The sequence below is a fragment of the Ferrovibrio sp. genome (assembly GCF_964218355.1).
Classification (GTDB): domain Bacteria; phylum Pseudomonadota; class Alphaproteobacteria; order Ferrovibrionales; family Ferrovibrionaceae; genus Ferrovibrio.
Window position 1 is genome coordinate 257,115 of the sequence record NZ_CAXPMC010000021.1, and the last position, 22,076, is coordinate 279,190.

The window sequence follows — 22,076 nt, forward strand, 5'->3', positions numbered from 1 at the left end:
CTACCCGATTATTCCGCAGCAACCGGGGCGGCCGCGCGACGGCCGGCCGGTGCCCCGACCCGGTGACGGCGGTCACTCAGCGACAGGAAGCCACCGAATGCCATCCCCAGCGCACCGAGCCAGATCCACGATACCAGCGGCTTCCAGTACAGCCGTACGGCCCAGCCGCGCTGCTCGTCGCCCTCGCCCAGAACGGCATAGAGATCGGCCACCGGCGAGGGCCGGATCGCCGCCTCGGTGGTTTCCATCGGCGGCTGCAGATAGCGGCGCTGCGCTGGCGTCAGCAGTTGCGTCACCCGGCCACCCTCGATCACCTCGAACCGCCCCTGCAGGGCCGTATAGTTCGGCCCCTTGATCGGACTGACCCCGGCAAAGCGATACTGCACAGGGCCCACAGCCGCGATCTCGCCCGGCTTCATGATGCGCTGGACCTCCACCTGCCAGGTACCGGACACGGTAATGCCCAGAACCAGCAAACCGACACCGAAATGCGCAACCGTCATGCCCCAGGCAGCCCGCGGCAGCCCGCGGGCACGTCGCAGACTATCGCCCAAAGGCGCGCCGAACAGCTTGATCCGCAACCCCAGCTCACACAGCGCACCGACCGTCAGCCACAAGCCGAGTGCAATACCCAGCAGCGCCAGCAGGCTGCGGCCGTCGATCAGCCACAGGGCAGCCAGCAGGCCGATCACGACGGTTGCCGCCGCCGGCAGTAACCGTGCAAAGGCGGCAGCAAGGTCGCCGCGTTTCCAGGCCAGCAGCGGTCCTACCGCCACAGCCGCCAGCAACGGCGCCATCAACGGCACAAAGACAGCATTGAAATACTGCGGGCCGACAGAAACCTTGGCACCGCTGACGGCATCCAGCGCCAGCGGATACAGCGTGCCGAGCAGAACGGCTGCGGCGCCAACAGCCAGCAGCAGGTTGTTCAGCACCAGGGCCCCCTCGCGGCTGACCGGGGCGAAGACGCCGACCGCCTGCAGAGCCGGCGCCCGCAGCGCATAAAGCAGCAGGCTGCCGCCAACCACCACGGCAAGGAAAATCAGGATGAAAACGCCACGGGTCGGATCGGTGGCAAAGGCATGCACCGAATTGATCACGCCGGAGCGAACCAGGAAAGTGCCGAGCAGACTGAGCGAGAAGGTCAGGATCGCCAGCAGCACGGTCCAGCTTTTCAGGGTGTCCCGTTTCTCGACCACGATGGCGGAATGCAGCAGCGCGGTGCCCGCCAGCCATGGCATGAAGGACGCGTTCTCCACCGGATCCCAGAACCACCAGCCACCCCAGCCGAGCTCGTAATAGGCCCACCACGAACCAAGCGCAATACCGATGGTCAAGAAGCACCAGGCCGCCAGCGTCCAGGGCCGCACCCACCGCGCCCAGGCGGGGTCGACGCGGCCCTCGAGCAACGCCGCGACGGCAAACGAGAAAGCCACCGAGAATCCGACATAGCCGAGATAGAGAAATGGCGGATGGAAAGCGAGGCCGGGATCCTGCAGAAGCGGATTGAGACCGCGGCCTTCCAGCGGCGGCGGCAGCAACCGGGAGAACGGATTCGAGGTGAACAGGATGAAGGACAGGAAGCCAACGGCGATCAGTCCCTGCACGCCCAGCACGCGGGCCTTCAGTGCCGCCGGCAGGTTGCCACCGAACAATGCAACGGCGGCACCGAAAATGCTGAGGATCAGGATCCACAGCAGCAGCGAGCCTTCGTGATTGCCCCAGACACCGGAAATCTTGTACAGCAGCGGCTTCAGGGTATGAGAATTCTCGGCGACATTCAGCACCGAGAAATCCGAGGTGACATAGGCATAAGTCAGGCAGCCGAAGGCGAAGGCAACCAGTGCCGCCTGACCAAAGGCGGCCCCCGGTGCCAGCGCGATCCAGCCTGGGATGCCGCGTGCCGCGCCGATGACCGGCAGCACGCCCTGCACCAGTGCGAGGGCCAGCGCCAGGATCAGCGCGATATGTCCGAGTTCACCCGCCATGACAGAATCGCGTCACGAGCCCGGCTTCGCCAGCTTGTTGTGATCGCCGGTCTTCTCGTGCCATTGCCCCGACTTCTTCAGCGCGTCCGCCACCTCGGGCGGCATGTATTTCTCGTCATGTTTGGCCAGCACCTCGCTGGCGTTGAAGCGGCCCGAAACATCGAGACTGCCAGTCGCCACCACACCCTGTCCCTCGCGGAACAGATCGGGCAGCATGCCGGTATAGCGGACATGGATCGTGTGGCGCAGATCGGTGACGGTGAATTCGGTAGTCAGGCCATCCTTCTTCACGCTGCCCTGCTCGACCAGGCCACCGAGACGGAACCGGCGATCGGCAGGAAGCTGCTTTTCCGCCACGTCGCTCGGGCTGTGAAAGAAAACCAGGTTGTCGCTGAAGGCGCTGAGCACCAGGGCGACGGCAACGCCAAGGCCACCGACCAGGGCCAGCACGGCAGCCATGCGCTTCTGCTTGCGGGTCCAGCCGCGGCGACGGACAGGCGTGTCAGACATGGCGGCCCACTTCCCGCCGGGCTTCGGCATGGTCGCGCTCGGCCGTCTTCAGCCGGGCCCGGCTTTGCAGGCCGAGGCCGAGCAGAACCAGCAGACTCACGGCAAAAGACGGCCAGACAAAGCCGGCATAGCCGCCCATGGCCAGGAAATCGCCGAGCGAAGTCCAATACACTGATGCTAACCCCTTGTTCCCTATGACCCCTGCGGTCCCATCCGGGGTTGAAAATAGTCCGTTGCAGCCCCGGCTGCTAGCCGGCGCGGCGATCGGTCGCGGCGCTGAACCGCAGAATCCGGGCCTGCCGGCTCAGAATCTCCGCCCGCACCCGCAGGCAGAGCATCCACAGATAGTAGCCATGTGCCCCCACGGCCGTCACCACCAGAGGCCAGAGAATGCTGGGATCGATCTTCGGGCCTTCCATGGTCATCACGCTGGCCGGCTGGTGCAGGGTGTTCCACCAGTCGACGGAGAACTTGATCACCGGCAGGTTCACGGCCCCAACCAGCGCCAAGATCGCAGCCGCACGGCCGGCGCGGGACGGGTCGTCAAAAGCCTCCCACAGCGCGATATAGCCGAGATACAGGAAGAACAGGATCAGCATCGAGGTCAGCCGGGCATCCCATACCCACCAGGTGCCCCACATCGGCTTGCCCCACAGGGCGCCGGTCACCAGACAGATCAGGGTGAAGGCAGCACCGACCGGCGCCGAAGCCTTGGCCACCAGTTCCGCCACCGGATGGCGCCAGATCAGTGCCGCCGCCGAGGCCACAGCCATGGCGAAGTAGATCGACATGCCCATCCAAGCCGCCGGCACATGGATATACATGATCCGCACCGTTTCGCCCTGCTGGTAATCGGGGGGCGAAAACAGCAGGCCCCAGGCCAGGCCGCCGCACAACCCGGCCACCGCGACCAGCGCGGCCCATGGCCGGATTGCAGTCATCAGGCGCATGAAGCGGGCGGGATTGGCAAGGGCATGCATGGCGGTACCGTTTATAGGGCCGGGCCTATTCCAAGGCCAGCTTGATTGCCCCGGCGATGGCGAAGGGGCTGAGCGCCAGGCTGCCGGCGAAAAATGCTGCCAGCAGCAGGAGATGCGGCTGCGCCGTCAGGCCATAGGCAGCGGCCTCGACGGCACCGACCCCGAAAATCAGTACCGGCACCACCAGAGGCAGCGTGATCAGGGGTACAAGGATGGCACCGCGCCTTGCCCCGAGCGTCAGGGCCGCGCCGATGGCGCCGATCAGGCTCAGGGACGGCGTCCCCAGCAGCAGGGCCAGCAGCAGCACCGGGATTGCGGCGGATTCCATCTGCATCAGCACCGCCAGCAGGGGGGCGATCACTGCCAGGGGCAGCCCGGTACTGAGCCAGTGCGCCAGCGTCTTGGCCAGTGCCGTCATGGCCAGTGCCAGCGGCGCCTGGGCCAGAAGGTCCAGCGTGCCGTCCTCATGGTCGGCCTGGAACAGGCGGTCCAGCGACAGCATGGCCGCCAGCAGGGCGGCGACCCAGATCACGCCGGCGGCGATCCGCGCCAGGACCTGGGGCTCCGGCCCCACGCCGAGCGGAAACAGGCTGACCGCCAGAACAAAGAACAGCAGCGTGTTCAGTGCCGCACCCTGGGCACCGAGCCCGAGCCACAGGTCGCGCCGCACGATGGCCCAGAAGGCCGTCATGCCAGCACCCCTTCCGGCAGATCGAGGACCCGGGCATCAGGCAGTGGCACCGGCACATGGCTGGCCAGCAGTACGATGCCGCCGCGGCGGCGATGGCCGGCCAGGAGGCTGCCGAGCCAGGCAACGGCCTCCGAATCGAGTGCATTGGTCGGCTCGTCCAGCAACCACAGGGCCGCCGGCGTGACCAGCAGCCGGGCCAGCGCCAGCCGGCGCTTCTGCCCCGCGGACAGATAGCGGCCGGGCAGGCGGCGCTGGCGGTGCAGGCCGGCGGCCTCAAGGGCCGCTGCCGTCTGCCGTGCAGCCTCTGCCGCCGGCTGGCCGATCAGCCGGGCCCAGAACAGCAGGTTATCCTCGGCGGTCAGTTGTGGCTTGATGGCATCCTGGTGGCCCAGATAGTACAGTCGCGCCCGATGGGCCTCGGCATCCTCTGCCACAGCCATGCCGTCCCACAGCACCCGGCCGGCGGCCGGCGGCAGGAAGCCAGCCAGCAGGCGCAGCAGGCTCGATTTGCCGCTGCCATTCGGGCCGCGCAGCAGCAGCGCCTCACCGCTGGCGAGCCGGAAATCCAGATCGTGAAAAAGCTGACGCTCGCCGCGGATGCAGACGAGCCCTTCGACCGCCAATGCCATAGCGGGGCAGAGTGTAGCGGCATCAGGGGCTTAAAGGCCAGAGGCGGACGATGCCGCCAGCCGGGCGCCTACTGGTAGCTGCGCAGGTCGGCAATCACCTTGCCATCATTGGGCAGACTGCCTGCCGCCGCCACCGCGATCGCGCCACGCAGTTTGCAGACCGCCTGCAGGCTGGCAGCAACCGCACCGGTATCGACAGCCCCCTGCACCTCGATCCTCAGCGTCATGGCATCGAGATTGTTCTCGGAGGTCACTTCGAGGCGGGCGCGGGTTATTTCCGGGTGACGGGCCATCACCTGCGCGATCTGGCCCGGGGTGATGAACATCCCTTTGACCTTGGTGGTCTGGTCGGCCCGGCCCATCCAGCCGCGGATGCGCGGCGCCGTCCGCCCGCAGGGGCTGACCCCCGGCAGAATCGCCGACAGGTCGCCGGTGGCAAAGCGGATCATCGGATAGGCCGGATTGGCCAGCACCGTCACCACCACCTCGCCCACCTCGCCCGGCGCCACCGGATCGCCGGTGCCCGGCCGCACGATCTCGACGATCACGTCCTCGTCGAGGATCATGCCCTCCAGTGCAGGGGATTCGTAGGCGATCAGGCCGAGTTCCGCAGTGCCGTAGGATTGCAGCACGGCCACGCCCTTCGCCTTCAGTTCGGCGCGCAGGGATGGCGGCAGCGCTTCGCCACCGACCAGGCCTGCCTTCAGCGATGCCGTCGGCCTGCCAAGCTCGGCGCCCTTCTCAAGCAGGATCTTCAGGAAGGATGGCGTGCCGCAATAAACCTTCGGCCGCAGCTGGGCGATGGCATCGAGCTGCAATTCGGTATTGCCGATGCCGGCGGGAAACACCGGGCAGCCGATGGCATGGGCCGACCCTTCCGTCATCCGGCCAGCCGGGGTCAGGTGGTACGAGAAGGTGTTGTGGACCAGATCACCCGGCCGGCAGCCGGCAGCCCACATCGCCCGCGCAAACCGCCAAGGGTCTTTCGCCTTGGCATTCGGCCGGCCATAGGCTTCGTATAGCGGCCCCGGCGACTGAAAGTAATTGGCGATCTCGGAAGGCCTGGCGCCCTCAAGGCCGCCCAGCGGCGGCTTCGCTTTCTGGCGTGGCGCCAGATCGGATTTCCTGGTTACCGGCAGTTTCGCCAGCGCTGCCAGCGACGTGATGGCCGCCGGCCGCACACCCTTGAGGATGTCCCGGTAATAGGGGCTTGCCTTCTTCGCATGCTCGATCAGCGCCTGCAGGGCGGCCAGCTGAGCCTTCTGGCGGGCTGCAGCCGAACGGGTCTCGCGCCTGTCGTAATACTCGTCGGCCCTGATCTTCACCACCCGCTTTGCTGCCTGCGCCACAACCCATCCTCCGGAAATCAGATATCGAGATCAGGCCAGCCAGCGCTTGCGGCGGCGGTAATGTTTCACGTCGCGGAAGCTCATGCGGCCACCGGCGCCAAGCCCGAGATAGAACTCCTTCACGTCGGAATTCTCGCGCAACTTGGCCGCCTCGCCGTCCATGACGATCCGGCCATTCTCGAGGATGTAGCCGTAATCGGCATAACGCAGTGCCATGTTGGTATTCTGCTCGGCAACCAGGAAGCTGACGCCGGTTTCCTTGTTCAGCTTGTGGACGATCTCGAAAATTTCCTCCACCAGCTGCGGCGCCAGTCCCATGGACGGCTCATCGAGCAGGATCATGTCCGGCTTGCTCATCAATGCGCGGCCGATCGCCGTCATCTGCTGCTCGCCACCCGAGGTATAGCCCGCAATGGATTTGCGGCGCACCTTCAGGCGCGGGAAATACGTATAGACCATCTCGAGATCCTGCGCGATCGCACGGCTGCCATCCTTGCGCGTATAGGCGCCGGTCAGCAGGTTTTCCTCGACCGTCAGGTGGGCGAAGCAATGCCGCCCCTCCATCACCTGGATCAGGCCTTTCTTGACCACAGTGGATGGGTTGAGCTGGTCGATCCGCTCGCCGCGATAGTCGATATGGCCCTTGGTGATGTCGCCGCGCTCGGCGCGCAGCAGGTTGGAAATCGCCTTCAGGGTGGTGGTCTTGCCGGCGCCGTTGGCGCCCAGCAGGGCTACGATCCCGCCCTTGGGCACCTGCAGCGACACGCCCTTGAGAACCAGGATCACGTGGTTGTAGATCACCTCGATATTGCTGATCGACAGCAGGGGTGGCTCGGCAGCGGCAGCGCTCGTCTGGGCGGTCATGGTCTGAATCCGGTTGGACACGGGAAGGGGCTGCCCCCGCCGGCCTGGCCGGCGGGGGCAGCTGAGTGGTTACGACCGGGCGCAGTTGCGCGAGGCAATATTCTTCTCGCGCGCATAGGCATCCGCATCACGCAGATAAAGCGGCCACAGCTTTTGATTTTCCGGCAGAATCCAGTCGCTGGCATTCTTCCACTGGTCGCCGGTCCACTGCACGACAACGATCTTGCCATCACCCAGATGATTGTCGCATGCCATCTTGATCGGCTGCAGGAAACCCTTCAGACCGAGCTTGGCGATGCTGTCATCGGTCAGGTTGATCGCCTCGAAGCCGTCACGCGACTGCTCGCCGGTCATAACCTTGCCCTTGCCGTACTTCTCCTGGGCAGCACGCAGGGCCTCGACCGTGAACATGGCATTCATGGCGCCACGCAGATAGCCGATCTCGCCATAATGCTTGCCGCCATTCGACGCCTTGCCCTTGTCGACAAGGTGGGTCTTCAGGTCCTTCAGCAGGCCAAGGTCTTTCGACGCGCCATGGAAGCTGAGACCCTTGTAGCCCTTCGCCGCAGGGCCGGCCGCCTGCACGTCACTGTCCTGGCTGGACCACCAGACACCCAGCATCTTCTCACGCGGGAACCCGACCGCAGCCGCCTCCTTCAGCGACACCGCGTTCATGGCACCCCAGCCCTGCAGGTAGACGAAGTCCGGCCGCATCTGGCGAATCTGCAGCCAGATTGACTTCTGCTCCAGACCCGGCGCCGGCACGGGCACCAGTTCCAGCTTGAACCCGATTTCCTCGGCATAGTTCTGGAAGACCGGGATCGGCTCCTTGCCGTAGGCGATGTCGATATAGACATACGCGATCTTCTTGCCCTTCAGTTTGTCCTTGCCGCCAACTTCCTTGGCGAAGTACTGCACGCCGGCAGAAGCGCCGCCCCAGTAGGTGGCAGGTGCGGTGAAGACCCACGGGAAGATATTGCCGACCGTGGCTGAAGCGCGGCCATAGCCCATCGAGAAGATCACCGACTTGTCGGCAGCGGCGCGGTCGATCAGTGCATAGGTGATGCCGGTCGAATAGGGGCTGAAGATGGTGCCGCCCTGCGCCTTCAGGCGTTCGTAGCATTCGACGCCGCGCTCGGTATTGTACTGCGTTTCACATTCCTCGACGCGCAGCTTGACGCCATTCAGGCCGCCGTCGCGGGCATTGATCAGGTTGATGTAGTCGGAAAACCCGTCGGCGACCGGAATGCCGCTCGGCGCATAAGGGCCGGTACGGTAAACCATCGACGGAATGACCTGCTCCTGCGCCGAAACGGCAAAAGCCGCACCAGCCAGGGATGCGCCCATGACGAGGGACGCGACCCACTTGGTTGCTTTCATCTTTCTTTTCCTCCCGGTTATGGGCCCGCCCTTGTGGGCGGGCGTTACTGAAACCCTAACATGTCAGAACCGAACCACAAACCCGGATTGGGTATCCCGGGCCTTCTGCCGGCCTACACTCAGTACGGGAACGGCCAGATTCGCAACTTCTCCTTGGCAATCTGCCACAGTCGCGCCAGCCCATGAGGCTCGACGATCAGGAACACAACGATCAGCGCGCCGAACACCATGAATTCCAGATGCGACACCAGCGCGGTCGACAGATCGAAACCGAGTGTCGGCGGCACCCGGGTCAGGAAGATCGGCAGCAGCAGGATGAAAAAGGCGCCAAGGAAATTTCCCAGGATCGAGCCAAGGCCGCCAATGATCACCATGAAAAGGACCTGGAAAGACAGGTTGATTCCGAAACCGTCCGGCTCGGTCGAACCAAGATAAACGAAAAGATAAAGCGCGCCGGCAATACCGGTATAGAAGGATGACACGGCAAAGGCCGACAGCTTTGCCACGACCGGCCGGATGCCGATGATCTCGGCGGCGATGTCCATGTCCCGTATCGCCATCCATTGCCGGCCCGGATTGCTGCGCACAAGATTCTTCGCCGCCAGCGTCAGAATCACCACCACGCCAAGAGCAAACAGGTATTTTTCCATCGGCTCGTTGATTGTCCAGCCGAACAGTACCAGCTCCGGCACCGAAATGACGCCAGAGCTGTTGTAATTGGTCAGCCAGCCCCATTTGACAAACAGCCAGGGCAGGAAGAACTGCGCCGCCAGGGTTGCCACGGCAAGATAGAAGCCCTTGATGCGCATGGACGGCAGGCCGAATATCATGCCGATCACCGCGGTGATCAGTCCGGCCAGCACAAAGACCACGAGCAGGTTTAGATCGGGAATGCGGTAGGCGATGTTCCATGCCGCCACTGCGCCAACACCCATGAAGGCACCGGTGCCGAGCGACAGCTGGCCGCAATAACCAGTCAGGATATTCAGCCCCAGTGCCGCCAGCGACAGGCAGAGAAAAGGGATCAGCAGCGCGGTGTAGAGATAATCGGTGGCAACCAGCGGCACGCCAACGAAGGTCAGCAGCATCAGCAGGCCGAAAAAGAACCGGTCCTGCGGAATGGTGAAGATCGCCTGATCGGCGGGATAGGAGGTCTTGAACTGGCCGGATTCGCGATAGAACATCGTGACTGCTCCCGTCTCACACGCGCTCGATGATTTTTTCGCCGAACAGCCCCTGCGGACGGACCAGCAGGAAGCCCAGCGCCACCACATACGCAAACCAGTTCTCGATCCCGCCGCCGACGAACGGCCCGATGTAGATTTCCGCCAGCTTCTCGCCGGCCCCGATGATCAGGCCGCCGATGATGGCGCCGGGAATGGAGGTGAAACCGCCAAGGATCAGCACCGGCAGCGCCTTCAGCGCCAGCGTGACGATGGCCGGCTGCACCCCCAGCTTGGACCCCCACATCACACCGGCAACCAGCGCCACCAGGCCGGCAATTGACCAGACGATCACCCAGATCACGTTGAGCGGGATGCCAACCGACTGGGCAGCCTGGTGGTCGTCGGCAACCGCCCGCAGGGCGCGGCCGACGCGCGTTTTCTGGAACACCACCAGTACAGCCAGCAGGAAGGCGGCGACCATCGTCGCCCACAGGTCGAAGGACTGGATCAGGATATCGCCATCGAACAGCAGGATCGGGTCGGTCGGGATTCCCACATCCAGCTGGCGCACATTGCTGCCCCAGATCAGCTGCCCGAAACCATCCAGGAAAAACGACACGCCGATGGTGGCCATGAACAGGATGATGCCCTCCTGGTTGACCAGGTGGCGCAGCACCAGCCGCTCGATCACGCCGGCCAGCAGAATCATCACCGCGATGGTGAGGATCAGCGATATCCACAACGGCAGGCCAAGCTCGATGAACCCCACGAAGAACAGCCCGGCGAACAGGACCATGGCACCCTGTGCGAAATTGAAGACCCCGGAAGCCTTGAAAATCAGCACAAATCCCAACGCCACCAGAGAATACATCACGCCGGCCATCAGGCCGCCGATCAGAACCTCGAAGAAAAACGCCATCTGCGGCCCCCTTAATGCTGCACGCCGAGATAGGCGTCGATCACCGCCTGGTTGCCCTTGATCTCTTCCGGCACGCCGTCGCCAATCTTGCGGCCGTAATCCAGCACGACGACGCGGTCGGAAATGTCCATGACGACACCCATGTCATGCTCGATCAGACAGATCGTGGTGCCGAATTCATCGTTCACATCGAGGATGAAGCGGCACATGTCCTGCTTTTCCTCCAGATTCATGCCGGCCATTGGCTCGTCCAGCAGCAGCAGGCTCGGCTCCGCCGCCAGTGCACGGCCAAGCTCGACCCGCTTCTGCAGCCCGTAGGGCAGCCGGCCGACCGGCACCTTGCGGATTGCCTCGATTTCGAGGAAATCGATGATGCGCTCGCAAAATTCGCGATGAACGATCTGTTCTTTCTCGGCCGGTCCCTTGTAGATCGCCGAACTGAGCAGGCCGGCTTTCATCTTGAGCAGCCGGCCGGTCATGATGTTGTCCAAGGTCGACATGCCCTTGAACAGGGCGATGTTCTGGAATGTCCGGGCGATGCCCTGGCTGGCAGCCTCATGCGGCCGCATCTGCCGGCGGGCCGCACCACGATAGGTGATGGTGCCTTCCTGCGGGTGGTAGAAGCCGTTGATGCAGTTCAGCATCGAGGATTTGCCGGCGCCGTTCGGTCCGATGATGGCGAGAACCTCATGCTCGCGAATCTCGAAGCTGATATCGGTCAGGGCTTTGACGCCGCCGAAGGACAGGCTGATATTGTCGACCTTCAGCAGAACGTCACCGATCTTCTTCTGTGCCATGCTCATATGCGGTCAGCCTGCCTTGCGCATCGGGGTATAGGTTTCAGCGGCAGCAATCTTCAAGTTGGCCCTGAAGGTGCCGGTGCGGCCATCCTCGAACGTGATCTTGGCCTCAACCGCGATGGCATCCTGGCCCGAGTAAAGCGCTTCGATCAGCGTGCCATAACGTTCCGCGATGGTGCGGCGCCTGACCTTGCGGGTACGGGTCAGCTCGCCGTCATCGGCGTCGAGCTCCTTGTGCAGGATCAGGAATCGTTTGACCTGGCAGGCGGCCATGCTGCTGTCAGAGGCAAGGTCACGGTTAACCTGCTCGATACAGGTCCGGATCTGATCATAGACCTCCGGCCGGCCGGCAAGGTCGGAATAGGACGTATAGGCGATGCCGTTACGTTCGGCCCAGGAGCCGACAGCGCCGAGATCAATGTTGATGAAAGCGGTGGCATGGTCGCGCTCATGGCCGAACACAACTGCTTCTTTGATTGAAGGGAAAAACTTCAGCTTGTTTTCCACATATTTCGGTGCGAACAGGGCGCCGCCCGTCAGCCGGCCGACATCCTTGGCGCGGTCGATGATGCGCAGGTGGCCGGCATCGGTGAACACGCCGGCATCGCCGGTATGCACCCAGCCGTCCGGCGTCTTGGTTTCGGCGGTGGCCGCCTCGTCCTTGAAATAGCCGACAAACACGCCAGGGCTGCGGTAGAGCACCTCGCCGCTGTCGCCATCAATCCTGAGTTCGATGCCGGGGCCCGGCGGGCCAACCGTATCGGAGCGGACATCTGCATCAGTCTGCAGGCACAGATAAACCGTGGACTCGGTCTGGCCGTAAAGCTGCTTGAGGTTGATGCCGAGCGCCCGGAAGAAATCGAAGATATCCGGCCCGATTGCCTCGCCGGCCGTATACGCCAGCCGCAGGCGCGTCATACCGAGCACGTTTTTCAGTGGCCCATAGACCAGAAGATCGCCCAGCGCGTAGAGCAGCCGGTCAGTCAGCGCGACCGGCTTGCCCTCGAGGATATTGCGCCCCGCCCGCTTAGCCACACCAATGAAAAAATGAAACATCCGGCGCTTGAAACCGCTGGCATCCTCCATGCGGATCATCACCGTGGTCAGCAGATTCTCGAAGATGCGGGGCGGCGCAAAGAAATAGGTCGGACCGATCTCGCGCAGGTCCTGCAGCACGGTATCGGCCGATTCCGGGCAGTTCACGCAGAAACCGGCAATCGTCGCCTCGGCATAGGAAATGAAATTGTCGCCCACCCAGGCCAATGGCAAATAAGCCAGAATTTCGTCCCGAGCGGTGATGTTGTCGAAAGCAATTGCAAGGTTGGCCGAGCGCACGACATTGTCGTGACTCAGCATCACTCCCTTCGGCCGGCCGGTCGTGCCCGAAGTATAGCAGATGATCGAGATATCGCTGCCGCTGCCGGCAGCCAGTTCGGCATCGAAGAAATCCGGATGGGCGGCATTATGCGCCGCCCCCTGCTCCATCACCGTATCGAGCGCCTTCAGGAAGGGCTGGTCGTAATGCCGCATGCCGCGCGGATCGCTGTACAGGATGATCTCCAGCCGGGGCAGCCGATCCCGGATCGAGAGCAGCTTGTCGACCTGCTCCTGGTTCTCGGCCAGGGCAAACCGCACTTCGGCATGATCGATGACGAACTGCATTTCCTCGGCGACACTGTCCTGATAGATCGGCACCGGTATGCCGCCCAGCGCCTGCGCGGCGCCCACGGCCCAGTACAGTTCCGGCCGGTTATCACCCACGATGGCCAGCTTGTCGCCGCGCCGGAAACCGAGCGCGGCAAGGCCGCCGGCCATGTCCCGCACCCGCCCGGCCACCTCGCCCCAGGTCCAGCTCTGCCAGATGCCGAGATCCTTTTCGCGCATGGCCGGCAGATCGCGGCGGTGCACGGCGTTATAAGCTAGGAATTTCGGAATCGTGTCACGACCCAACGGGTCGCGCCCGTCGGGCAGCGCCGACTTCTCGGACATATTGTCGCCTCCTCTGCGCGGAGCCGCCAATGGCCACTCCGTCGTTGTAGATGTTGATAAGCGTACGGACAGAGACCCGTCAAGGCCCCTGTCCTCCGGGGTCGGACATTGCCTAAATTTCGACCCAGGTTGAGCTTTCCTCTACGCGAAAGCCCTTGGCAAACCACCAGTTTTGCGTCACCTATGGGCGGCGCCCGACGCGGGTGCGTCCCCGCGCGGCCCCCCTTTCCCATCCGTAGTGCCCTCACGAAAGGATTGCCCCGTGAAAGCCGCCAAGAAAACCCAGCGCAAGACCGCCAAAACGGCCCGCAAGAGCCCGGTGAAAGCGAAAAGCGCCAAGGCCGCCAAGAAGGTGGCCAGCAAGCGGGCCGCCAAGACGGCGGTCAAGGCTGCCAGCCGCAAGGCGGTCAAGAAGGCCGTGAAGAAGCCCGCGAAGAAGGTCGTGGTGAAGGCGAAAAAGGCCGCCCCGAAGAAGGCTGCCGCACCGAAGACTGCCGGCGCCGCCCGCGCCGTGCCGATCATGGTCGGCCAGGATACCCTGAAGACCCGCCGCAATCTCAAGGTCGGCAACAGGACCTATGCCTATTACAGCCTGAAGGCCGCCGAAAAGGCCGGCCTCGGCGATCTCAGCCGTCTGCCCTATTCGTTGAAGGTGCTGCTGGAAAACCTGCTGCGCTACGAGGATGGCCGCAGCGTTTCGGTGGACGACATTAAGGCCGTCGCCAAGTGGCTGAAAGACCGCCGTTCGGATCGCGAGATCGCCTACAGGCCGGCCCGCGTGCTGATGCAGGATTTTACCGGTGTGCCGGCGGTAGTCGACCTCGCCGCCATGCGCGATGCCATGACCGCACTGGGCAAGGATACCAGCAAGATCAACCCGCTATCGCCAGTCGACCTCGTGATCGACCATTCTGTCATGGTCGATTATTCGGCCAGCAAGGACTCGTTCAAGAAGAACGTCGACATGGAGTATGAGCGGAATGGCGAGCGCTACGAATTCCTGCGCTGGGGCCAGACCGCATTCGACAATTTCCGCGTCGTGCCCCCGGGCACCGGCATCTGCCACCAGGTGAATACCGAATACCTCGCGCAGACCGTGTGGACCGGCATGGACGGCAAGACCGAGGTGGCCTATCCGGATACCCTGGTCGGCACCGACAGCCACACCACCATGGTGAATGGCCTGGCCGTACTGGGCTGGGGCGTTGGTGGCATCGAGGCCGAGGCTGCGATGCTGGGCCAGCCGATCTCGATGCTGCTGCCCGAGGTGGTCGGCTTCCGCCTGTCGGGCAAGCCGAAGGAAGGTACCACCGCCACCGACCTCGTGCTGACCGTCACCCAGATGCTGCGCAAGAAGGGCGTGGTCGGCAAGTTCGTGGAATTCTACGGTCCCGGCCTCGATGAGCTGTCGCTGGCTGACCGCGCCACCGTCGCCAACATGGCGCCGGAATACGGTGCCACCTGCGGCTTCTTCCCAGTCGATTCCGAGACCATCGCCTATCTGAAGGCCTCGGGCCGCGACCCGCAGCGCGTCAAGCTCGTCGAGGCCTATGCCAAGGCCCAGGGCCTGTGGCGTGCGCCGAAATCGCCGGAGCCCGTCTTCACCGACACCCTTGAGCTGGACCTGTCGACCGTCGAGCCTTCGCTGGCCGGCCCGACCCGCCCGGAAGGTCGCGTTGCACTCAGCAACGCCGCCACCGAGTTCAAGGACGCGATGACCAACTTCTACGGCAAGAAGACCGCACTGGACTTCCGCGCCAAGGTGGATGGTACCCGGTTCGACATCGGCCATGGCGACGTTGTGATTGCGGCCATCACCTCCTGCACCAACACCTCGAACCCGAGCGTGCTGCTGGGTGCCGGCCTGCTGGCCCGCAACGCCCTGAAAAAGGGCCTGAAGACCAAGCCGTGGGTGAAGACCTCGCTGGCGCCGGGTAGCCAGGTGGTTACGGATTATCTGGCGAAATCGGGCGTGCAGAAGGATCTCGACAAACTGGGCTTCCAGATCGTCGGCTATGGCTGCACCACCTGCATCGGCAATTCCGGCCCGCTGCCAGACAACATCTCGAAGGCGATCACCGACAACGATTTCGTCGTCGGCGCGGTGCTGTCAGGTAACCGCAACTTCGAGGGCCGCGTGCACCCGTTGACCAAGGCGAACTACCTTGCCTCACCGATGCTGGTGGTGGCCTATGCGCTGGCCGGCAACCTGAAGGTCGACGTCACCCGCGAGCCGCTCGGCCATGATGCCAAGGGCAAGCCGGTCTACCTGAAGGACATCTGGCCCTCCAACAAGGAGATCGCCGCGATGGTCCGCAAATATGTCACCCCGGCGATGTTCAAGAAGCGCTATGCCGACGTCTTCAAGGGCGACCCGAACTGGCGCAAGATCAGCGTTGCCGCCGGCAAAACCTACAAGTGGGACGACAAGTCGACCTATGTGCAGCACCCCCCGTATTTCGAGGGCATGAGCATGACCCCGTCGGCGATCACCGACATAAAAGGCGCCCGTATGCTGGCGCTGCTGGGCGACAAGATCACCACCGATCACATCTCGCCTGCCGGCTCGATCAAGAAGGACGGCCCGGCCGGCGGCTACCTGACCGGCAACAAGGTCACCTACGCCGACTTCAACTCCTACGGTGCCCGCCGCGGCAACCACGAGGTGATGATGCGCGGTACTTTCGCCAATATCCGTCTCAAAAACGAGATGGTGCCGGGCACCGAGGGCGGCATCACCAAATACGTGCCGACCGGCGAGACCATGTCGATTTACGACGCGGCGATGAAGTACAAGGCCAGCGGTACCCCGCTGGTGATCGTCGCCGGCAAGGAATACGGCAACGGCTCGTCACGCGACTGGGCGGCCAAGGGCACCATCCTGCTGGGCGTCAAGGCGGTGATTGCCGAAAGCTACGAGCGCATCCACCGCTCGAACCTGGTTGGCATGGGCGTCGTGCCGCTGCAGTTCCTGCCGGGCACCACCCGGCAGTCACTGGGCCTCGACGGCACCGAGAAGTTCGACATCTCGGGCCTCGCCTCGGGTCTGAAGCCGCGCATGAAACTGCCGGTGACCATCACCCGGGCCAACGGCCAGACCCAGACGATTGAGGTGCTGTGCCGCATCGATACGCTGGACGAGATCGACTACTATAAGAATGGCGGCATCCTGCACTACGTGCTGCGCAACCTGGCCAAGGCTGCGTAGTACAGCCCGTGACGCTGCGTAAACAGAAACGGCCGGGGCAACCCGGCCGTTTTTGTTTTGGCAGCCTGAAAGCCGTGCCTATTTCACCTCGATCAGTTCGACGTCGAAGATCAGGGTGGCATTCGGCGGAATCACGCCGCCGGCGCCGCGGGCGCCGTAACCGAGCTCCGGTGGAATGATCAGGGTGCGCTGCCCGCCGACCTTCATGCCGGCAACCCCCTCGTCCCAGCCCCGGATCACCCGGCCTGCACCAAGCGGAAAAGCAAAGGGCTGGCCGCGGTCGCGCGAGGAATCGAATTTCGTCCCCTTCCTGCCTCCTTCGTAAAGCCAGCCGGTGTAATGCACCACGGCGCTCTGGCCGGCCCGGGCCACGGGGCCGCTGCCGGTTTTCGCATCGGTGTAGCGCAGGCCGGAAGCCGTGGTGACCTCCTTCTCGGCCCGGGCCGGCCCGGCCAGGAACTGGCCGGCAGCCAGAGTGGTGGCAACAGCCATCAGGACCACGCCACGACGGGACAGCAACATCGGAACTCTCCATGGATGGAAACGACGGGACAGCCGGACGATGCCGGCCGATTGGGGCGGCATCATGGCCAGTCCGCCTCAGCGGACGCCGACCAGCTCGATCTCGAAAAACAGCGTGGCGTTGGGAGGAATGATCCGGCCGTTGCCCTTGGCCCCGTAGGCCAGGTATGGCGGGATCAGCAGTGCGCGCTTGCCGCCGACCTTCATATAGGCGACGCCTTCGTCCCAGCCCTTGATCACCTTGCCCTGACCGAGCTGGAACTCGAATGGCTGGCCGCGCTTGTAGGAACTGTCAAAATTCCGCGTCGGCTTGTTGTTCTCCCAAATCCACCCGGCATAGTGCACGGTGACCATCTTGCCGGGTTCGGCCTTCTCGCCGGTGCCGAGAACAATATCGCCCGACCGCATGCCGGACGGAGTCTGGCGCAGATTGATCGCTTCTTGTTTGCCGCCTATGCCGACGGCGCCGAGCAGTGAAGAAAGCACTCCCATGTCCCTAGAATAGCGCGCAAATCCGCTGCTGCCCAGCCCCTTCAACCAGAGGCAGTCACACGCGCCACACGGGTAGCGGCACCGCAAATATCAGGAAAATGCTGGAGAATGCTGCGGGGGCCGAAGCCGGCGCCAGATCGAGGCCCGCCCCTCAGGCCACCGGCTCGGGCCGGGGAGACGGTTGCGGGGCAGCCGCGGACTGCCCCGATTCGCCCCCCGCGGCCTCGGCTTCCTGGTCGTCATGCAGCAGGCCGTCCAGCCCCTCCCGCAGTTCCGCCCAGCGCAGGATCTCCAGCCGGCCATCGGCATGTTCGACCAGCGCGGTGCAGCTTTCCACCCAGTCGCCGTCATTGCAGTAGAGGATGCCGTCGATATCGCGAATTTCGGCGTGATGGATATGGCCACAGACGACACCGTCGACATGGCGGCGGCGCGCTTCCTCGGCGATGGCCTGCTCGTAGTCGGAGATGAACTCCACCGCGTTCTTCACCTTATGCTTCAGATAGGCGGACAGCGACCAGTAAGGCAGCCCCATCCTGCGGCGGACATGGTTGAACCAGGTATTCAGGCTGAGGGCAAAACCGTAGGCGGCATCGCCCAGCAGGGCCAGCCATTTGGCGCAGGTGACGATGCCATCGAAATGGTCGCCATGGGTGACCAGGAAACGGCGGCCATCGGCGGTTTCGTGGATGGCCTCCATCTCGACGCGGACGCCACCGAACTGCAATTCGGTGAAATCACGCAGAGCCTCGTCATGATTCCCGGGCACATAGATCACAGTGGTGCCTTTCCGCGCCTTGCGCAGCAGCTTCTGCACCACGTCGTTATGGCTCTGATGCCAGTACCAGGACCGCTTCAGCCGCCACCCGTCAATGATATCGCCGACCAGGTACAGCGTATCCGATTCGGTATGGCGCAGGAATTCCAGCAGCAGGTCGGCCTTGCACCCGCGGGTGCCGAGATGGATGTCTGAGATCCAGATGGTTCGGTAACGGGCCGGGCGGACTGCCATGTTCATCGGTCACCTGCTCGACGAATCGCCCGGGCGGAAAGCCGGGCCAAATTCTTGGCCGGGAAGATGAATCCCGCCCCGGGCAAAGTCCCGTGAATTTTCGGTGACGCGGATGACGGATCGGTGACAGTCTGACCTCCAGGGCCGGGCTCCGTGCACGAAAAAGGGGCCCGCCGGCTGGCAGGCCCCTGATCCGGATCAGCCCTTGCGGGCAGACTTCAGATCGATTCCTTCAGCACCTTGCTGGCGCGGAAGGCAACCTTCTTGGAAGCCTTGATCTTGATCGGCTCGCCGGTCTGCGGGTTGCGGCCCATGCGGGCAGCGCGCTTGCGGACCTGCAGGATGCCGAGGTCGCCCATACGGACGCGCTCGCCCTTCTTCAGCGACTTGGTCACGGCGGCGAAAAACTCGTCAAACAGGGCGACGGTCGACTTCTTCTGCAGCTCGTGCTTCTCGGCCAGCGTCGAGGCGATCTGCTTCGCGGTCACGGTGACCGTCTTGGTTGCGGCCGCTTTAGCCATTGGTCTCTCTCCTCAGAAAAGATGCGTCAGATGCTTGTTATTGAGCGAATCGGGATGTTGTCCCGAATCCTGCATAGCACCGCCCGGGGCGCTTGCCCATCGGCCAATGCGGAAAAAACCGCTAGACATGCGGCTTTTCGCAACCGGGGGCGAATCGGGCCGCCAACCATGCGGGTTTGCGGCCTTCTTCCGGTCGGCGGCGCCGTCAGACCCGCATCTGGCGGGCTTTCATGGCCAGCGCGAAACTGGCCACTGCCAGCAGACCGCTGCCCAGCATGGTCCAGATCATGGGATACTGGCTGGGGTCGATATCCTGGCCATAACCGACCAGAACGGCCGCCGCCGCACCAATCAGCATCTGCAGGGCCCCGGACAGCCCGGCCGCAGCGCCGGCGGCCCGCGGGTTGACCGATATCGCCCCGGCAGTGCCATTCGGCAGGGTCAGGCCATTCGACAGGGCGACCACCATCATCGGCAGGAACAGCGCCGGCAGGCTCAGCAGGCCGAACCAGCCGGTGGTCGCCAAGATCACGACCCCGGCCAGGCCGACCACCGCGCCGGCGGCAATCATACGGTCGATCCCGAAACGCACCGAGAAGCGTCCGGTCAGGAAATTGCCGCCGATATAGCCAAGCGAGACCAGCATGAACCACAGGCCGTAGCTGGAAGGAGGCTCGCCCAGCACTGTCACCACCACAAAGGGGGCGCCGGCGATAAAGGCAAAGAACACTCCCGATGTGAATGCCGTCTGCAGCGCATAACCGCAGAAGGCTGCCGAGCGCAGAAGTCCGGCATAGCCCCGCAACAGGCTTCCCACCCCCTCGCCGCCGCCACGGACGGAATTGGTTTCCGGTAGCAGGATCGCCACCGGCCCCAGCACCAGCAGTCCGGCCAGCGCACAGAAGGCAAAACTGGCCCGCCAGCCGAACAGGTCGTCCAGCAGGCCGCCAAGAGCCGGGGCGAACATCGGCGCCAGAGCCATGGCCGTGGTGACATAGCCGATCATTGCCGCAGAATGGTCGCGGTCATAGAGATCGCGGATGATCGCCCGTCCCAGTACGAGCCCGGAACAGCCGCCGATCGCCTGCAGCATGCGGCCAAGCATCAGAATTTCGATGGTTTCCGCCAGCGTGCAGATCACGCTGCCGCCAAGGAACAGGATCAATCCACACAGCAATGGCGGCCGGCGGCCGTAACGGTCGCTGAGCGGCCCGTAGACCAGCTGCGCAACGCTGAGGCCGACCAGGAAAAAGGTCAGGGTCAGCTGCACGGTGCCGTAATCGACGCCAAACTGGCGGGCCAGCCCCGGCATCGATGGCATGAAGATGTTCAGGGCCATCGGCCCGAGGGCCGACATGGCAACCAGAACCGGAAGAAAGGAGCGCCGGATGGCGGGACTGGACATTGGCTTTTCTTGTCAGGGCGGTGTGCCGCCCCGCGGACGGGAAGAGCTGATATAGCGCCCTTCCCCCGTTTTACCAAGCCCGCCGGCCCGGCTGCCGGTCAGCGCCGGCTTTCGAGCCCGTGCGGGCTGGCGCGGTAGCCGGTCAGGGTCTTGTCCGCATAACGCAGCCGCCAGTCCAGCATCTTTTGGGCATACTCCATGATCCTAGCCGCATAAGCCGGATCACCGGCCATGTTGTACAGCTGGCCCGGATCTTTCTTCAGATCGAAGAACAACGGCGGCAGGGCAGCAAAATGCACATACTTGTAGCTTTCATCCTGCACCACGGCGAGAGAGCTGTGATCCATTGCCGTGCCCAGCACGCCTTCCGGCTTCGAATAGAAGATATCCCGGAAATCGAACTCGTAATGCACTTCGGTGCGCCAGCCGGCCGGTACGCTGCCATAGGTGAAATCGAGCAGCGAGCGGCCATCGCACTGACGTGGAATATCAGCACCGATCCATTCCAGGATGGTCGGCATGGTGTCGATTGTCTCGGTGAATCGGTCAACGATCTCGCCACGGGTGACGTCGGCCGGGCGATCCGGGTTGCGAATGATCATCGGAATGCGGAAGCTGGCATCGAAATACGCCAGCTTGCCGAGCAGATAATGATCGCCGAGCTGCTCGCCGTGGTCACAGGTGAAGATGATCAGGGTATCATCCCATTGGCCGCTCTGCTTCAGATAGTCGAAGACACGGCCCAGATGATCGTCGATCTCGGTCATCAGTCCGAAATAGGTGGCGCGCATGATGCGCACTTCCTCTTCGCTCATGGCCGATCCCAACCCGTCAGCCCCCTGGAAGAAGCCACGCTGGTTGACATTGTCGATGTAGAATTTGTGCAGGGGGTGGCTGGCCGCCGCCTCGCTGGCAGTGGCTGCCCGCACCGGCGGCGCCATATCGGCCGGGTCATACATGCTGTTATAGGGCTCCGGCGCGATATAGGGCGGGTGCGGACGGTAATAGCCCAGATGCAGGAACCAGTTGCGGTTATTCGCGCCCTGCAGGTAGGTGAGTGCGCGCTCGGTGAACCAGGCGGTATCTGACAGCTCCTTCGGCAGCCGCCCGGCTGCGCGTGTCGCGCCCGGTTCACCGTCGGCCGGCCGCCAGACATCTTCCGGGTTCTCAGGCAGCCTGTAGCCCTTCGAGGCAATCCAGGCGAAGTAGGCTTCCTTGTAAGGCTCGAAAGCGCCCACCGGGCGGAAGCCGTCCATGATATCACCCAGCACGAAGAAGCGGGGATCGTTCGGGCCGGTGGTCCGCGGATCTGGTGTTGTCGTCGTATAACCGATCAGCGCCGGATCGTAGCCGTTCCGGCGCAGCTCGAGGCCCAGATTGGTGAAACGCGCATCGAGCGGAATGGTGTTCTGCACCGCGCGATGGGTCATCTGGTACAATCCGGTCAGCAGCGAGGCGCGCGCCGGGCCGCAGGGCACTGCCTGGGTGAAGTGATTGCGGAAGGTCACGCCCTCACGACACAGCATGTCAAGATTGGGCGTCTTCAGCCCCGGCGTGCCGAGATGGGACAGGATGTCGCCGCGCCACTGGTCGACGACGATCAGCAGGATATTCTTGCGTCTGTTCTGGTCTGTCATGGTTCTTAGGGGGT

The 22,076-nt window shown here is 63.6% G+C and carries 20 protein-coding genes; 1 reads left to right on the forward strand and 19 read right to left on the reverse strand.

Annotated features, from left to right (window positions below):
* Window positions 1–8 precede the first annotated feature (8 nt).
* From ACEQZY_RS16590 to ACEQZY_RS16650, 13 genes are all read right to left on the reverse strand, one after another.
* A complete protein-coding gene (locus tag ACEQZY_RS16590) occupies window positions 9–1,988 on the reverse strand; it encodes a heme lyase CcmF/NrfE family subunit (protein ID WP_370155893.1) in 1,980 nt (659 codons plus the stop codon).
* Between the two features lie 12 nt (window positions 1,989–2,000).
* Window positions 2,001–2,498, reverse strand: coding sequence for a cytochrome c maturation protein CcmE (gene ccmE, locus ACEQZY_RS16595; protein ID WP_370155895.1), 498 nt, complete (start codon window positions 2,496–2,498; stop codon window positions 2,001–2,003).
* Window positions 2,491–2,670, reverse strand: coding sequence for a heme exporter protein CcmD (gene ccmD, locus ACEQZY_RS16600; RefSeq protein ID WP_370155897.1), 180 nt, complete (start codon window positions 2,668–2,670; stop codon window positions 2,491–2,493). Before ccmD ends, ccmE begins: the two co-directional genes overlap by 8 nt.
* 76 nt (window positions 2,671–2,746) lie before the next feature.
* Window positions 2,747–3,478, reverse strand: coding sequence for a heme ABC transporter permease (locus ACEQZY_RS16605; protein WP_341703137.1), 732 nt, complete (start codon window positions 3,476–3,478; stop codon window positions 2,747–2,749).
* A gap of 25 nt (window positions 3,479–3,503) precedes the next feature.
* On the reverse strand, window positions 3,504–4,169 hold the full coding sequence (gene ccmB / locus ACEQZY_RS16610) for a heme exporter protein CcmB (RefSeq protein WP_370155899.1): 666 nt from the start codon (window positions 4,167–4,169) through the stop codon (window positions 3,504–3,506).
* Window positions 4,166–4,798 carry a heme ABC exporter ATP-binding protein CcmA gene (ccmA, locus tag ACEQZY_RS16615; RefSeq protein WP_341703139.1) on the reverse strand — a complete coding sequence of 211 codons (633 nt, stop codon included), beginning with the start codon at window positions 4,796–4,798 and terminating at the stop codon, window positions 4,166–4,168. The genes ccmB and ccmA overlap by 4 nt, the downstream gene beginning before the upstream one ends.
* 68 nt (window positions 4,799–4,866) lie before the next feature.
* Window positions 4,867–6,147 (reverse strand): phenylacetate--CoA ligase family protein, encoded by a 1,281-nt coding sequence (locus ACEQZY_RS16620; protein WP_370155902.1) that lies wholly within the window; start codon window positions 6,145–6,147, stop codon window positions 4,867–4,869.
* Window positions 6,148–6,177: 30 nt separating this feature from the next.
* Complete coding sequence (locus ACEQZY_RS16625; protein ID WP_370155905.1) at window positions 6,178–7,011, reverse strand: ABC transporter ATP-binding protein; 834 nt, start codon at window positions 7,009–7,011, stop codon at window positions 6,178–6,180.
* Window positions 7,012–7,080: 69 nt separating this feature from the next.
* The gene (locus ACEQZY_RS16630) at window positions 7,081–8,391 is read right to left on the reverse strand and encodes an ABC transporter substrate-binding protein (protein WP_341703142.1); all 1,311 of its coding nucleotides are present in this window, start codon (window positions 8,389–8,391) and stop codon (window positions 7,081–7,083) included.
* A gap of 119 nt (window positions 8,392–8,510) precedes the next feature.
* A complete protein-coding gene (locus ACEQZY_RS16635; RefSeq protein ID WP_341703143.1) occupies window positions 8,511–9,575 on the reverse strand; it encodes a branched-chain amino acid ABC transporter permease in 1,065 nt (354 codons plus the stop codon).
* Window positions 9,576–9,591: 16 nt separating this feature from the next.
* On the reverse strand, window positions 9,592–10,476 hold the full coding sequence (locus tag ACEQZY_RS16640) for a branched-chain amino acid ABC transporter permease (RefSeq protein WP_341703144.1): 885 nt from the start codon (window positions 10,474–10,476) through the stop codon (window positions 9,592–9,594).
* A gap of 11 nt (window positions 10,477–10,487) precedes the next feature.
* Complete coding sequence (locus ACEQZY_RS16645; RefSeq protein ID WP_341703145.1) at window positions 10,488–11,279, reverse strand: ABC transporter ATP-binding protein; 792 nt, start codon at window positions 11,277–11,279, stop codon at window positions 10,488–10,490.
* A 6-nt stretch (window positions 11,280–11,285) separates the two neighbouring features.
* The gene (locus ACEQZY_RS16650) at window positions 11,286–13,265 is read right to left on the reverse strand and encodes an AMP-binding protein (RefSeq protein ID WP_341703146.1); all 1,980 of its coding nucleotides are present in this window, start codon (window positions 13,263–13,265) and stop codon (window positions 11,286–11,288) included.
* A 520-nt stretch (window positions 13,266–13,785) separates the two neighbouring features.
* Between ACEQZY_RS16650 and acnA the strand changes: the two genes are divergently transcribed.
* The gene (acnA, locus tag ACEQZY_RS16655) at window positions 13,786–16,473 is read left to right on the forward strand and encodes an aconitate hydratase AcnA (protein ID WP_341703168.1); all 2,688 of its coding nucleotides are present in this window, start codon (window positions 13,786–13,788) and stop codon (window positions 16,471–16,473) included.
* A 78-nt stretch (window positions 16,474–16,551) separates the two neighbouring features.
* Here the strand turns inward: acnA and ACEQZY_RS16660 are convergent, their stop codons facing one another.
* From ACEQZY_RS16660 to ACEQZY_RS16685, 6 genes are all read right to left on the reverse strand, one after another.
* Window positions 16,552–16,995, reverse strand: a complete 444-nt coding sequence (locus ACEQZY_RS16660; protein ID WP_341703147.1) for an FKBP-type peptidyl-prolyl cis-trans isomerase — start codon at window positions 16,993–16,995, stop codon at window positions 16,552–16,554.
* Between the two features lie 78 nt (window positions 16,996–17,073).
* Window positions 17,074–17,487, reverse strand: a complete 414-nt coding sequence (locus ACEQZY_RS16665; protein WP_370155912.1) for an FKBP-type peptidyl-prolyl cis-trans isomerase — start codon at window positions 17,485–17,487, stop codon at window positions 17,074–17,076.
* 151 nt (window positions 17,488–17,638) lie between these two features.
* Entirely contained in the window at window positions 17,639–18,505 is an 867-nt protein-coding gene (locus tag ACEQZY_RS16670; RefSeq protein ID WP_341703149.1) for a UDP-2,3-diacylglucosamine diphosphatase, read from the reverse strand.
* 212 nt (window positions 18,506–18,717) lie between these two features.
* On the reverse strand, window positions 18,718–19,020 hold the full coding sequence (locus tag ACEQZY_RS16675; protein ID WP_341703150.1) for an HU family DNA-binding protein: 303 nt from the start codon (window positions 19,018–19,020) through the stop codon (window positions 18,718–18,720).
* 205 nt (window positions 19,021–19,225) lie between these two features.
* A complete protein-coding gene (locus ACEQZY_RS16680; protein ID WP_341703151.1) occupies window positions 19,226–20,425 on the reverse strand; it encodes a multidrug effflux MFS transporter in 1,200 nt (399 codons plus the stop codon).
* 98 nt (window positions 20,426–20,523) lie between these two features.
* Window positions 20,524–22,062, reverse strand: coding sequence for an alkaline phosphatase family protein (locus ACEQZY_RS16685; RefSeq protein ID WP_370155917.1), 1,539 nt, complete (start codon window positions 22,060–22,062; stop codon window positions 20,524–20,526).
* Between the last annotated feature and the right edge of the window lie 14 nt (window positions 22,063–22,076).

Coding starts and splice junctions, on each gene's coding strand:
- ACEQZY_RS16650 (WP_341703146.1), bottom strand. CDS start 13,265: ATGTCCGAGAAGTCGGCGCTGCCCGACGGGCGCGACCCGTTGGGTCGT.
- ACEQZY_RS16635 (WP_341703143.1), bottom strand. CDS start 9,575: ATGTTCTATCGCGAATCCGGCCAGTTCAAGACCTCCTATCCCGCCGAT.
- ccmB (WP_370155899.1), bottom strand. CDS start 4,169: ATGACGGCCTTCTGGGCCATCGTGCGGCGCGACCTGTGGCTCGGGCTC.
- ACEQZY_RS16680 (WP_341703151.1), bottom strand. CDS start 20,425: ATGTCCAGTCCCGCCATCCGGCGCTCCTTTCTTCCGGTTCTGGTTGCC.
- ACEQZY_RS16590 (WP_370155893.1), bottom strand. CDS start 1,988: ATGGCGGGTGAACTCGGACATATCGCGCTGATCCTGGCGCTGGCCCTC.
- ACEQZY_RS16630 (WP_341703142.1), bottom strand. CDS start 8,391: ATGAAAGCAACCAAGTGGGTCGCGTCCCTCGTCATGGGCGCATCCCTG.
- ACEQZY_RS16645 (WP_341703145.1), bottom strand. CDS start 11,279: ATGAGCATGGCACAGAAGAAGATCGGTGACGTTCTGCTGAAGGTCGAC.
- ACEQZY_RS16675 (WP_341703150.1), bottom strand. CDS start 19,020: ATGGCTAAAGCGGCCGCAACCAAGACGGTCACCGTGACCGCGAAGCAG.
- ccmA (WP_341703139.1), bottom strand. CDS start 4,798: ATGGCATTGGCGGTCGAAGGGCTCGTCTGCATCCGCGGCGAGCGTCAG.
- ACEQZY_RS16685 (WP_370155917.1), bottom strand. CDS start 22,062: ATGACAGACCAGAACAGACGCAAGAATATCCTGCTGATCGTCGTCGAC.
- ACEQZY_RS16605 (WP_341703137.1), bottom strand. CDS start 3,478: ATGCATGCCCTTGCCAATCCCGCCCGCTTCATGCGCCTGATGACTGCA.
- acnA (WP_341703168.1), top strand. CDS start 13,786: ATGGTCGGCCAGGATACCCTGAAGACCCGCCGCAATCTCAAGGTCGGC.
- ccmE (WP_370155895.1), bottom strand. CDS start 2,498: ATGTCTGACACGCCTGTCCGTCGCCGCGGCTGGACCCGCAAGCAGAAG.
- ACEQZY_RS16670 (WP_341703149.1), bottom strand. CDS start 18,505: ATGAACATGGCAGTCCGCCCGGCCCGTTACCGAACCATCTGGATCTCA.
- ACEQZY_RS16640 (WP_341703144.1), bottom strand. CDS start 10,476: ATGGCGTTTTTCTTCGAGGTTCTGATCGGCGGCCTGATGGCCGGCGTG.
- ACEQZY_RS16660 (WP_341703147.1), bottom strand. CDS start 16,995: ATGTTGCTGTCCCGTCGTGGCGTGGTCCTGATGGCTGTTGCCACCACT.
- ACEQZY_RS16625 (WP_370155905.1), bottom strand. CDS start 7,011: ATGACCGCCCAGACGAGCGCTGCCGCTGCCGAGCCACCCCTGCTGTCG.
- ACEQZY_RS16665 (WP_370155912.1), bottom strand. CDS start 17,487: ATGGGAGTGCTTTCTTCACTGCTCGGCGCCGTCGGCATAGGCGGCAAA.